Genomic DNA, 12,434 nt, shown 5'->3' on the forward strand with positions numbered 1-12,434 from the left:
CCGGGCTCCGGCCGCGCTCAGCCGACGTGCTTGGCGAAGAATTCGAGCGTGCGCGTGCGTGCGAGCTTGGCGGCCTCGGCGTTGTAGGAGCCGCGCTGGTCGCAGTTGAAGCCATGGCCCGATTCGTAGACCTGCACCTGCACCTCGGGATGCGCCTTCTTGAAGGTCTCGATGGTGTCCAGCGGGATCCAGTGGTCCTGGTTGCCGAAATGCGCGAGCACCGGCACCTTGGGCTGGCGCGCGGTTTCTTCCGGCGTGGTCATGCCGCCGCCGTAGTAGGGTGCTGCGGCGGCAATGCCCGGAACCAGGCTGGCGGCGCGCCAGACCAGCAGGCCGCCCCAGCAATAGCCCACGATGCCGACCTTGCCGGCCTTGGAGGCATAGGCCACGGCGGCCTCGATGTCCTGCAGCACGCCGGGCGCGGGCAGCGCCTCGACCGCGGTCTTCAGCGCGAAGCCGGCCTTCATGTCCTCGTCGCTGTAGCCGAGCTCGACGCCGGGCTTCACGCGGTGGAAGGTCGAGGGCGACACCGCCAGGTAGCCGTCGGCCGCGTAGCCGTCGGCCACAGAGCGGATGTGCGAATTGACGCCGAAGATCTCCGGCACCACGACCACCGCGCCGCGCGGCTTGCCGGCGGGCTCGGCCACGTAGGCGGGAAAGGTGAAGCCGTCCTTGGCTTTCAGATCGATGAATTGACCCATGATGTCTTGCTCCTTGAATCGCAACTGAATGGAATGCCGGTTACTGGCGCAGCGCGCGCTCGACGAAGTCGAGCCGGTCCTGGCCCCAGAATATCTCGCCATCGATGACATAGCTTGGCGCACCGAACACCTGGATGTCGATCGCTTCCTGCGTGTAAGCCTCGTAACGCTCCTGCACCGCCTGGCTCTGCGACTGCTCCGCGCGCTTGGGCGACAGCCCGCATTCGACCACCAGCGAATCGAGCACCTTCGGGTCGCCGATGTTGCGCTCCTGCACCCACACGGCCGCGAACACCGCCGCGCACATGCGCATGGCGGCCTCGGTGCCGTCGTGCATGTCGACCGCGATGATGACCCGGGCCGCGTCGTCGCTGGCCACCGGGAAGAATTTCGGCTTGGTGTTCAGCGGCAGGCCGAGGTGGCGCGAGCAGCGTGCGAGGTCGACCAGCCGGTACGCCTGGCGCTGCGGCGCGCGCTTGCCCAGCGGCAGCCCGCCCGACACCGGGAACACGCTGCCCAGGTCGATCGGCCGCACGCGCACCGTGGCGCCGGCGGCCGCGGCGATCGCGGCAAAGCGGGAATGCCCCAGATAGGTCCATGGGCTCTGTGGCGCAAAGTAATAGTCAATGGTCTTGTCAATGCTCATGCGCATGCCCCCGATGATGTAATCCAAGCCAACGGTTTTAACTGACACGCAGTTTCTCTGCAGGAGGTAGGTTTTGGACCAGGTGCTCTTGATCACGGGCGGCGGCCGCGGCATCGGCGCCGCCACCGCCCTGCTGGCAGCGCAGCGCGGCTACGCGGTGGCCGTCAACTACGCGAACAACTCGCTCGCCGCCGACGAGGTGGTGCGCGCCATCCGCGCGGGCGGCGGCACCGCCATGGCCGTGCAGGCCGACGTGGGCGACGAGGCCCAGGTGCTGGCCATGTTCGAGAAGGTCGATGCCCGGCTCGGCCGGCTCACGGCGCTGGTCAACAACGCCGGCGTCGTCGACGTGCAGGCCCGGGTCGACGAAATGAGCGTGGCGCGCCTGGAACGCATGTTCCGCGTCAATGTGATCGGCAGCTTCGTCTGCGCGCGCGAGGCGGTGCGGCGCATGAGCACCCGGCACGGCGGATCGGGCGGCGCCATCGTCAATGTCTCGAGCGCCGCCGCGCGGCTGGGTTCGCCGGGCCAGTACGTCGATTACGCGGCCGCCAAGGGCGCGATCGACACCTTCACCATCGGCCTGGCCAAGGAAGTGGCCGCCGAGGGCATTCGCGTCAACGCGGTACGCCCCGGCCTGATCGACACCGAGATCCACGCCTCCGGCGGCATGCCCAAGCGCGCCTTCGAGCTCGCACCCACCGTGCCGATGCAGCGCACCGGCAGCGCCGAGGAAATTGCCGGCGCGATCCTGTGGCTGCTGTCCGCCGAAGCGAGCTACACCACCATGGCGCTGCTCGACGTGACCGGGGGAAGGTAGGTATGAGCACCTCGATGGACCTGATCAAGCCGCTGGTCACGCTGGTGGCCATCGTCAACCCGCTGGCCATCGTGCCCTTCTTCATCCACTACACGCAGGGGTATTCCGATGCGCAGCGCCGGCACACCGTGCGCATGTCGGCCTTCAGCGCCTTCGTGGTGATTGCGGTCAGCGCGCTGATCGGGCTGCAGCTGCTGGCGTTCTTCGGCATCTCGATTGCCAGCTTCCAGGTGGGCGGCGGGCTGCTGCTGCTCATGAGTTCGCTCTCGATGCTCAACGCCAAGCCGGCCGAGAGCAAGACCAATGTCGAGGAGCTGCGGGCCACCGAAGTGAAGGCCTCGATGGGCGCATCGATCGCAGTGGTGCCGCTCACCATTCCGCTGCTCACCGGGCCGGCCACCATATCGACCGTGGTGATCTACGCCGACAAGACCCAGCACCTGTGGGAGCTCGGGCTCCTGGTGGGCTACGGCGTGGTGGTGGCGCTGGCCACCGCGCTGGCGTTTTCGCTGGCTCAGCCGATTGCGCGCGTGCTCGGCAAGACGGGCATCAACATCATGACGCGGCTCATGGGCCTGATCCTCGCGGCGCTCGCGGTCGAGGTCATGGCCGACGGCCTGGGCAAGCTGTTTCCGATCCTGCAGCGCGTGGGCTGACGCCCTTCAGCCCAGCATCTTCTCGATGATGCGCCAGTGCGCGGGCTCGACCGGCGTGATCGACAGCCGGTTGCCCTTGCGCAGCACGACGAGGTCCGCCAGCTCGGGCCTGGCGCGCAGCTCGGGCAGCGGCAGCAGCCGCGTCTTGCGCACGGCCTGCACGTCGACCAGCAGCCAGCGCGGATCGTCCTTCTTCGACGCCGGGTCGTAGTAGGGCGACTTGGGGTCGAACTGCGTCGGGTCGGGCTTGATGCCCGAGGCCACGCGCGCAATGCCCGCGATGCCGGGCTCGGGGCAGCTCGAGTGATAGAACAGCACGCCGTCGCCGACCTTCATGCCGTCGCGCATGAAGTTGCGTGCCTGATAGTTGCGCACGCCGGTCCACGCCACGGTGGCGTTGGGCGCGGCGAGCGCATCGTCGATCGAGACCTCGTCGGGCTCGGATTTCATCAACCAGTAATTGGGCATGGTCCCGTTATGGTGTCACATAGTCGGAAACCACGACCCATTTCCCGTCCTTGATCTGCGACAGGCGGGACTGATCGTTGCCCAGGCGCTTGGTGGCGGTGTAGCTGCTCTTCGGGCTGCCGAACATGTCGGGCTCGAAGGTCATGCTGTCCATGGCCTTGATGAAGCTGTCGGTCGTGAGGTTCGGGCCGGCCTTCTGCGCCGCCTTGATGAACGAATCGATGATGACGTAGCCGTACACCGAGAACACCGTCGGGTCTTCGTTGAACTTGGTCTTGTACTTGTTGGCCCAGAAGCGCAGCGGCTGCGACTGCTCGTCGGTGTAGGGGTTCTGCACCGTCATGGTGGCGTAGATGCCGTCCATCGCCTTGCCGCCGAGCTTGTGGATCAGGTCGGTGTAGGACGCGCTCGAACCCAGGAAGGTCGGGTTGAAGCCGGTCTTGCGCGCCTCGCCCACGGTGCCGATGGTCTCGCGGATGATGGTGCCGAGCACCACGAGGTCGCAATTGGCGGCCTTCATCTTGGCGACCTGCGAGCTGAAGTCGGTGGCGCCCCGCTTGAACGAGGTTTTTTCGGCCAGTTCCATGCCGGCGGCCTTCAGGCCCGCCTCGGCGCCGCGCTGCACCTCGAGCCCGAACTCGTCGTCCTGGTAGATGGTGCAGACCTTCTTGGCGCCCTTCTCCTTGATCATCTTGGGCAGCGCCAGGCGGATCTGGTCGTAGTAGGTGGCGGCGAACGAATACTTGAGCCGGTTCAGCGGCTCGTACATTTCGCGCGCCGCGGTGATCGGCATGAAGTTGACGATGTTCTTCTCGAACTGCACCGGCATGGCCGCCATGTTCTGCGCGGTGCCGATGTGGCCGGCCATGATGAAGATCTTCTCCTGGTTGACCAGCTTCTGCGCCGCGAGCACGGCCTTCTTCGGGTCGTAGCCCGAGTCCTCGACGAAGAGCTTGAGCTTGCGGCCATTGATGCTGCCCTGCTCGTTGAGTTCGTCCACGCGCAGTTGCATGCCGTTGCGCGCCTGCTTGCCGAAGCCCGCGAGCGGGCCCGACAGGTCCTGGATGGTGCCGATGCGGATCTCGTCCTTGCCCACGCCCTGTTGCTGCTGCGCCGACGCGAACGCTGCGGCCAGGCCCAGCACGGCCAGGGTCGTCACTGTCTTGAGCTTCATGGGGTTGTCTCCTCGGGTTGGCGAAAAATGGATCAGCGGTGAATCAGCGGTACATGGCCTCGATGCGCTCGGCGTACTTGGCCTGGACCAGCTTGCGCTTGAGCTTCATCGTCGGCGTGAGCTCCTCGTCCTCGGCGGAGAGCTGTGTTTCGAGCAGGAAGAACTTCTTGATCTGCTCGACCCGTGCAAACTTCGCGTTGACGCGGTCGATCTCGCCCTGGATCAGGTCCAGCACCTCCTGCGCGCGCGTCAGGCTCTCGTAGTTGCCGAACGGCACGTCGTGGTCCTGCGCAAACTTCTCGACGTTCTCCTGGTCGATCATGACGATCACCGTGAGGTAGGGTTTCTTGTCGCCGATCACCACTGCGTCGGTGATGTAGGGGCTGAACTTGAGCTCGTTCTCCAGCTCGCTCGGCGTGATGTTCTTCCCCCCTGCCGTGATGATGATGTCCTTCATGCGGTCGGTGATGCGGAAATACCCTTCCGCGTCGACCGTCCCCACGTCGCCGGTGTGCAGCCAGCCGTCGGCGTCGATGGTCTCGGCGGTCTTCTCGGGCAGGTTGAGGTAGCCCATGAAGACATTGGGGCCGCGCACCAGGATCTCGCCGGTCTTCGGATCGAGGCGCACCTCGTTGTAGCTGGTGGCCGGGCCGATCGACCCCGGCCGGATGCGCGAGGGCGGCACGCCCGTGGAGGCGCCGCACGATTCCGTCATGCCCCAGACCTCGAGCATGGGCACGCCCAGCGCCAGGTACCAGCGCACGAGCTCGGGCGAGATCGGCGCCGCGCCGGTCACGAGGAAGCGCGCGCGGTGGATGCCGATGAGCTTGCGCACGTTGTCGAGCGCGAGCCAGCGCGCCAGCCGGAACTTCAAGCGCAGCCAGGCGCCCACCGGCCGGCCCTCGAGCACGCGATCGGCGATCTGCCGGCCGACGCCGATGCTCCAGCCGTAGGCGGCCTGCTGCAGGCGGCTGGCTTCCTTCAGCGCAATCATCACGCCCGAATAGAACTTCTCCCACACGCGCGGCACGGCGGTGAACACGGTGGGCGAAATCTCGCGCACGTTCTCGGGCACCGTCTCCGGGTTCTCGACGAAGTTGAGGATCGAGCCGGTGTACATCGCAAAGTATTCGCCGCCCATGCGCTCGGCGATGTGGCACAGCGGCAGGAAGCACATGCGCTCGTCGCCCTCGCCCTGGGCCAGCAGGGTGTTGTAGCCGCGCATGGTGTAGACCAGCCCGCGATGGCTGTGCATCGCGCCCTTGGGCTTGCCGGTGGTGCCCGAGGTGTAGACCAGGATCGCGAGGTCTTCGGGCCGGCAGGCGGCAATGCGCTGCGCCAGCGCCTGCGGATGGGCCTGCAGGTGGTCGCGGCCGAGTGCGCGCAGGGCATCCAGGCTGATGACGCCGGGGTCGTCGAGCTCGCGCAGGCCTTCCATGTCGAACACCACGACCTTGCGCAGCATCGGCAATTGCGCGCGCACCTCGAGCGCCTTGTCGAGCTGCTCGTCGTCCTCGACGAAGAGCACGGTGGTGCGCGAGTCCTCGCAGAGGTAGTGCACCTGCGAGGCCGCGTCGGTGGGATAGATGCCGTTGGACACGCCGCCGCAGCTGAGCACGGCCACGTCGCACAGCACCCACTCGATGACGGTGTTGGCAAGGATCGACGCGCGCTCGCCCTGGCCGAAGCCCAGCGCCAGCAGGCCGCCCGCGATCTCGCGCACGGCCTCGGCGGTTTGCCGCCAGGTCCAGGCGCGCCAGATGCCGAATTCCTTCTGCCGCATCCAGACCTTGTCGGCGCGCAGCTCCACGGCCTTCCAGAACACGGCCGGGATGGTGTCGCCCGGCACGGCGATGCCCGGACTCGGCTGCAGGTGCGCGAGGTCCCAGAGGCCGGCGGGAGCGCGCAGGGTGGTTGTGCTCATGCCGTCATCTCCAGGTCTTCTTCTTTTTCCAGCGCCGCTCGCCGCGCACGCCGTCGTCCTTGACGCCGAGATAGAACTCCTTGATGTCTTCCTTCTCGCGCAGGCGTTCGCAGGTGTCTTCCATGACGATGCGGCCGTTCTCGAGCACGTAGCCGTGGTCGGAGGCGTTGAGCGCCATGTTGGCGTTCTGCTCGACCAGCAGGATGGTGGTGCCGCGTTCGCGGTTGATGCGCACGACGATCTCGAAGATCTCCTTCGTCAGCTTGGGGCTGAGGCCGAGGCTGGGTTCGTCGAGCAGGATGAGATGCGGCGCGGCCATGATGGCGCGCGAGATGGCGAGCATCTGCTGCTGGCCGCCCGAGAGCAGGCCCGCATCCTGCGTGGCGCGCTCGCGCAGGATCGGAAAGTAGGCATAGACGCTTTCCATGTCGCGCGCCACGCCGTCGCGGTCCTTGCGGGTGTAGGCGCCCATCAGCAGGTTGTCCTTCACCGACAGCAGCGGGAACACCTCGCGGCCTTCGGGCACATGGCTCAGGCCCTGCTGGACGATGTGGGCCGGGTCCTTGGCGGTGATGTCCTTGCCCTGGAATTCGATGCTGCCTTTTCTCGGGTCGATGATTCCGGAGATCGTTTTGAGGATGGTTGTTTTTCCTGCGCCGTTCGAACCCAGGACGGTCACTATTTCGCCCTGCCTGACCTTCAGGCTCACGCCACGGATGGCCTTGATGGGGCCGTAGGCGCTTTCGACGTTGAGCAACTGGAGGACGACGTCGGTCACTTCGTTGTCCCTCGAGTTTTCGACAAGGGCGGGGAGCGGCGTTGGGGCCCATGCCCCGGGCGGGCCGACGTCACCGGCCCTTCGGGCTTCCCTGCGCTGCTCACGCCAAGCGGGGTCTCGCAGAACTCGCTTCGATCAAACAGCTGCGAGCCCTGATCCGCTTGTCGCTCCGCTGCTCGGCGGTGCCTCAACGGCCCGCCCGGGGCATGGGCCCCAACGCCGTGGGCACGCTCAGGGTGGTTCCACCTCCGCTCGAGCCCGGTGTGCGGTGCGGGGCGGGCGCCCCCTCTGTGCCGCTGAGGAGCGCAGCTTTCCGCGGATAAGGGCTCGCCCTTGTTTGAGCGAAGCGAGTTTGGGCGAGACCCCGCGGAAGGCGAGCACCGGAAGGGAGCCCGAAGGGCCGGCATAGTGGGGGCGACCGCGCCGCACCGCATACCGGGCGTCTCCAACGAAGCAGCGAACAAGACATTCACGCCGCCACCCTCCTCAAGCTGCTCACGTCATCCACAGTCCCAAGATAGGCCTCGACAACACGCGCATCCGCCTGCACCTCGCGCGGCGTACCGGTGGCCAAGACTTCGCCCATGTTCATGGCCAGCACGCGGTCCGACACCTTCGACACCAAAGACATGTCGTGCTCGACCATCAGCACCGAAACGCCCAGTTCATGCTGGATGTCCTGGATCCAGAACGCCATGTCCGCCGTCTCTTCGACGTTGAGCCCTGAAGAAGGCTCGTCGAGCAGCAGCAGCTTCGGCTCGGTGCACAGCGCACGCGCGAGCTCCACCACCTTGCGCACGCCATACGGCAAGCCGGCCACCATCGAGTCGCGATGATGCTGCAGGTCCAGCAGGTCGATCACCTGCTCCGCCTTCTCGCGCGCCGCAATCTCCGCACGCCGCGTGGCGGGCGTGAAGAACACCTCGCTCCAGAACCCCGTCTGCCGGTGCGTGTGGCGGCCGATCAGCAGGTTGTGCAGCACCGTCGCGTGTTCGAACAGCTCGATGTTCTGGAAGGTGCGCGCAATGCCCAGTGCCGCAATCGCGTGCGGTGCCTGCTGCGTCAGCGCCAAGGGCCCCGCGGCCTCGCCATGCCACGTGATCTCGCCCATCGTCGGCGTGTAGATCCGGCTGATCAGGTTGAACACCGTCGTCTTGCCCGCGCCGTTCGGGCCGATCAGCGTGAACACCTCGCCGCGGCGCACGTCGAAGCTCACCTTGTTGACCGCGAGCACGCCGCCGAAGCGCACGCTCAGGTCCTTGGCCGAAAGAAGAACGTCGCCGCTGCTGCTGCTCGTCATCTCAGGCGATCCGACTTGGTGAACGACTTCTGCCGCTTGAACAGGCCCTTGCGGTAGAACGGGAAGAGCTGCAGCCAGGTGCGGATCTTGAGCCAGCGGCCATACAGCCCCAGCGGCTCGAACAGCACGAACGCGATCAGCACCACGCCGTACACCAGCCCCTGCAGCCCCGGTGCCTGGCCGACCACGGCCGGCAGCCAGTCTTTGCCCATCGAGATCAGCTGCGGCATCGCAATCAGGAAGATCGCGCCCAGGAACGCGCCATGCACCGAGCCCAGGCCGCCGATCACCACCATCAGCAGCAGGTCGATCGACTGCAGGATGTTGAACTGGTCCGGCGAGATGAAGCTCAGCTTGTGCGCATACAGTGCGCCGCCCAGCCCCGCGAGCGCGGCCGAGATCGCGAACGACATCGTCTTGTAGCGCGCCAGGTGAATGCCCATGCTCTGCGCCGAGATCTCCGAATCGCGGATCGCGACGAAGGCGCGGCCGGTCGGCGAGCGCAGCAGGTTCAGGATGCCGAGCGTGCTGAGCACCGCCACCACCAGGCACAGAAAGTAGAAGCCGTTGCCCGACCCGAGCGACCAGCCGAAGAGCTGCGGCGGCTTCACATGCAGCCCCGCGTTGCCGCCCGTCACGCTCTCCCAGCGCGCGAACACTTCCTCCACGATGAAGCCGAACGACAGCGTGGCGATGCCCAGGTAGATGCCCTTCACGCGCAGGGCCGGCAGCGCGACCACCACGCCCACCGCCGCCGACAGCGCCGCGGCCGCGAGCAGCGCCATCGGAAACGGCACACCCAGGTTCGTCAGCACGCCCTGCGTGTAGGCACCCGCGCCAAGGAACGCCGCGTGCCCGATCGAGAACTGCCCCGTGAAGCCCGCCAGCAGCATCAGGCCCAGGCCGACGATGCCGTAGATCAGCACGAAGGTCAGCTGCGCGAGCCAGTACTCGTCGATCGCCCAGGGTGCGACGACGAGGAACGCGGCGAGCAGGCCATACCAGAACACATGGCCGCCGTGCCGCGCGAGGCGGATGTCCTGGTCGTAGCTGGTCTTGAAGATGAAGCGCATGAATCAGGTCCGTCGCCGGGCCGCCCCAAGGCGGACCTGCGCACCCTCGGGGGGCAGCGAGTACACGAAGTGACGAGCGTGGGGGCACATGCTTCTAGACTTTTTTTCGCAGCTTCTCGCCGAACAATCCGTTGGGCTTGATCATCAGCATCAGCAGCACCACGATGTACGGGGCCGTGTCCTTGAAGCCGTCGGGCAGGTAGAAGCCCGCGAACGATTCGACGATGCCGATCACCAGCCCGCCGACGATCGCGCCCGGCAGGCTGCCGAAGCCGCCCACCACCGCGGCCGGAAAGGCCTTGAGCCCGATGAAGCCCATGTTGGCGTGCACGAAGGTGATGGGCGCGAGCAGCATGCCGGCAATGGCCGCGACCGCCGCCGCGAGCCCCCACACCAATCCGTTCAGGCGCTTCACCGGAATGCCCATGTAGTACGCCGCGAGCTGGTTCTGCGACGAGGCCTGCATCGCGATGCCGAGCTTGCTATAGCGGAACATCGCGAACAGCAGGGCGCAGAGGATGGCCGTGGCAACGATGATCGCGAGCTGTTCGAGGTTGACCACCAGTTCGCCCAGCTTCCAGATCTGGTCCTTGTAGGGCACGGGCAGCGTGTGGGTGTCGGTACCGATGCCCGGCACCATGGTGATGAGCCCGCGCGCCACGTAGGCGATGCCGATGGTCAGCATCACGATGGAGAACTGCGGCTGGCCGAGGATCGGGCGGATCACCACCAGCTCTAGCAGCACGCCGAAGGCCGCCATCGCCACCACCGCCAGCAGGGCCGCGAGCCAGAACGGCAGGCCGAGCAGCGACATGCCGGCAAACGCACCGAAGGCGCCGAGCATCATCAGGTCGCCCTGCGCGAAGCTCACGGTTTCGGTGGCCTTGTAGATCAGCACGAAGCCCAGCGCGATCAGCCCGTAGATGCAACCTTGCGCAATGCCCGACAGCAGGAGTTGGAGGATCTGCATGGGGCCTCTTCTTGCGGCTAGTGCCTGAAGCCGCCGGCCGCGTCGTGCAGCGCGAGGCGGCGGGAACCCGCCAGGATGTCGCTGGGCTTCAGGCCGTAGACCTGGCGGATCGAGTGGCTGAAGTGCGTCGAATCGGGGTAGCCGGTGTCCAGCGCGATGTCGGTCAGCGTGCCGGCCTGGCGCACGTAGCGCAGCAGGCTGCGCGCGCGCTTCCAGGCGCGGAAGGCGCGGAACGCCATGCCGGTTTCCTGCTTGAACAGATGCAGGAAGCGCGAGAAGGAAAGATGCACCGAGGCCGCGCAGTCTTCGGCCGAGGCGGGTGCGGCCGGGTCGGCGTTGATGGCGTCGATCACCTTGCGGATGCGCGCATCGAGCGCGCGCGGCGCCAGCGGCTCGCCGAAGAACAGCGCATCGAAATCGAAGCCCTCGAAATTCATGCCGCGGCCCGACGCGGCAAGCAGGTGCGCATGGGCATCGTGCATGCGCCGCACGAAGGCTGGCGCATCGACCGGACCGCAGTGCTGCATGAAGGCCGGCATGCGGGCGGGATCGACCGACTCCGATTCGATCAGCAGGTTGAAGATGAGCGGATGCGCGCTTTCCACGCGGTGCGGCACCTGCGGCGGCACCACCAGCAGTTCGCCCGTCTGCCAGGCGCCGCCGCCGATGCACAGGCGGTTCGGCGGCGCGCCCGCGGGCGACACGTACACGCCGTGCCCGCCCATCGTGCGCTCGGCCGCGGCCCCGAGCAGCCCGGCGTAGAACACGCGCTGGTGCGTGAGCCACATCAGGCGCTCCCCGCGCTGCGCGCCGCCGCTTTCGGGCGGCGCCGTCTTCGTTCGCTGCATGGTGTCTGTCTCCTGCATCGGGCCGCCGCCGGCCTGGGGCCGGCGTTGCGTTGGCTGGATCGTAGCGGCGGGGGCCGGCTGCGCGGCGTGCATTTGCGCGGGGACTTTCCCTAGGCGAGCGCGCGGCGAAGCTCGGCGCAGCACAGCGCGATGGCCGTATCGGCCTCGTCGAGCACCTTGCCCATGGTGATGAAGCCGTGGATCTGGCGCTCGAAGCAGACGTACGCGGCGCGGTTGCCGGCGGCGGTCAATGCCTCGGCGTAGGCCATGCCTTCGTCGCGCAGCGGGTCGTAGCCGGCCGTGAGCACCAGCGCGGGCGGCAGGCGGGAGAGATCGGCATGCAGCAGCGGCGACGCGCGCCAGTCGAGGTCGTGCAGGGGGTCGTCGATGTAGTGGTCGTGGAAGTAGGCCATCGTGTCGCGGGTCAGGAGGTAGCCCTGGCCGTTGGCCTGGTGCGAGGGATGGCCGCGGCGCATGTCGGTGGCCGGATAGATCAGCAGCTGGAAGGCGATGGGCAGGTCGCCGGCATCGCGCGCCGCAATGGCCGCCACCGCCGCGAGGTTGCCGCCCGCGCTGTCGCCGCCCACCGCGAGGCGGCCGGCATCGAGGCCGAGCGAGGCGGCCTCGCGGCGCACCCAGCGGGTGGCGGCCAGCACGTCGTCGACCGCGGCCGGGAAGCGGTGCTCAGGCCCCATGCGGTAGTCGACCGACACGACCGCGCAGCCCGCGCCGTTGGCGAGCGAGCGGCACAGCACGTCATGCGTGTCGAGGTCGCCGATGACCCAGCCGCCGCCGTGGAAGTACACGAGCACCGGCAGCGCGGCACCGGGCGTGGAGCCCAGCGGGCGGTAGAGGCGCACCGGGATGGTGCCGTGCGGCCCGTCGGCGTTCAGCTCGCGGACTTCGGCGACCGGCGGGGCCTCGGGTTGGGTGGTGGTGCGGCGCTCGCGATAGAAGGCGCGCGCCTCGGCCGGCGAAAGCGTGTGGGTCGGCGGGATGCCGCGCGCCTCGATGAAGTCGAGCAAGGTGCGCGCCTGGGGATGCAGCATGGTGTCTCCGGTGGATCGGTCCGACCA

The 12,434-nt window shown here is 67.3% G+C and carries 13 protein-coding genes; 2 read left to right on the forward strand and 11 right to left on the reverse strand.

Annotated features, from left to right (window positions below):
- Window positions 1–17: 17 nt before the first annotated feature.
- Both ACAM58_RS24530 and ACAM58_RS24535 read right to left on the reverse strand, forming a co-directional pair.
- Complete coding sequence (locus tag ACAM58_RS24530) at window positions 18–701, reverse strand: dienelactone hydrolase family protein (RefSeq protein ID WP_307595023.1); 684 nt, start codon at window positions 699–701, stop codon at window positions 18–20.
- A gap of 40 nt (window positions 702–741) precedes the next feature.
- Window positions 742–1,347 carry a 2-hydroxychromene-2-carboxylate isomerase gene (locus ACAM58_RS24535; protein ID WP_174545063.1) on the reverse strand — a complete coding sequence of 202 codons (606 nt, stop codon included), beginning with the start codon at window positions 1,345–1,347 and terminating at the stop codon, window positions 742–744.
- A gap of 73 nt (window positions 1,348–1,420) precedes the next feature.
- Between ACAM58_RS24535 and ACAM58_RS24540 the strand changes: the two genes are divergently transcribed.
- Window positions 1,421–2,167, forward strand: coding sequence for an SDR family oxidoreductase (locus ACAM58_RS24540; protein WP_369663695.1), 747 nt, complete (start codon window positions 1,421–1,423; stop codon window positions 2,165–2,167).
- Window positions 2,168–2,169: 2 nt separating this feature from the next.
- Window positions 2,170–2,823, forward strand: a complete 654-nt coding sequence (locus ACAM58_RS24545; RefSeq protein WP_015867683.1) for a MarC family protein — start codon at window positions 2,170–2,172, stop codon at window positions 2,821–2,823.
- Between the two features lie 6 nt (window positions 2,824–2,829).
- Here ACAM58_RS24545 and ACAM58_RS24550 read toward each other — a convergent pair whose 3' ends face one another.
- From ACAM58_RS24550 to ACAM58_RS24590, 9 genes are all read right to left on the reverse strand, one after another.
- Window positions 2,830–3,291 (reverse strand): EVE domain-containing protein, encoded by a 462-nt coding sequence (locus tag ACAM58_RS24550; RefSeq protein ID WP_369663696.1) that lies wholly within the window; start codon window positions 3,289–3,291, stop codon window positions 2,830–2,832.
- A 7-nt stretch (window positions 3,292–3,298) separates the two neighbouring features.
- Window positions 3,299–4,465, reverse strand: coding sequence for an ABC transporter substrate-binding protein (locus ACAM58_RS24555; RefSeq protein ID WP_369663697.1), 1,167 nt, complete (start codon window positions 4,463–4,465; stop codon window positions 3,299–3,301).
- A 43-nt stretch (window positions 4,466–4,508) separates the two neighbouring features.
- Window positions 4,509–6,389: a long-chain fatty acid--CoA ligase gene (locus tag ACAM58_RS24560; protein WP_369663698.1), complete on the reverse strand. Its 1,881-nt coding sequence runs from the start codon at window positions 6,387–6,389 to the stop codon at window positions 4,509–4,511.
- Between the two features lie 4 nt (window positions 6,390–6,393).
- The gene (locus tag ACAM58_RS24565) at window positions 6,394–7,167 is read right to left on the reverse strand and encodes an ABC transporter ATP-binding protein (protein ID WP_018905088.1); all 774 of its coding nucleotides are present in this window, start codon (window positions 7,165–7,167) and stop codon (window positions 6,394–6,396) included.
- A gap of 469 nt (window positions 7,168–7,636) precedes the next feature.
- The gene (locus ACAM58_RS24570; RefSeq protein WP_369663699.1) at window positions 7,637–8,467 is read right to left on the reverse strand and encodes an ABC transporter ATP-binding protein; all 831 of its coding nucleotides are present in this window, start codon (window positions 8,465–8,467) and stop codon (window positions 7,637–7,639) included.
- Window positions 8,464–9,540, reverse strand: a complete 1,077-nt coding sequence (locus ACAM58_RS24575) for a branched-chain amino acid ABC transporter permease (protein WP_018905090.1) — start codon at window positions 9,538–9,540, stop codon at window positions 8,464–8,466. Before ACAM58_RS24575 ends, ACAM58_RS24570 begins: the two co-directional genes overlap by 4 nt.
- A 94-nt stretch (window positions 9,541–9,634) precedes the next feature.
- Window positions 9,635–10,510, reverse strand: coding sequence for a branched-chain amino acid ABC transporter permease (locus tag ACAM58_RS24580; RefSeq protein WP_369663700.1), 876 nt, complete (start codon window positions 10,508–10,510; stop codon window positions 9,635–9,637).
- Window positions 10,511–10,527: 17 nt separating this feature from the next.
- Entirely contained in the window at window positions 10,528–11,358 is an 831-nt protein-coding gene (locus tag ACAM58_RS24585; protein ID WP_018905092.1) for an AraC family transcriptional regulator, read from the reverse strand.
- Window positions 11,359–11,468: 110 nt separating this feature from the next.
- Entirely contained in the window at window positions 11,469–12,407 is a 939-nt protein-coding gene (locus tag ACAM58_RS24590; RefSeq protein WP_018905093.1) for an alpha/beta hydrolase, read from the reverse strand.
- Window positions 12,408–12,434: the final 27 nt, after the last annotated feature.

The organism is Variovorax sp. V116 (assembly GCF_041154435.1).
Taxonomy (GTDB): domain Bacteria; phylum Pseudomonadota; class Gammaproteobacteria; order Burkholderiales; family Burkholderiaceae_C; genus Variovorax; species Variovorax paradoxus.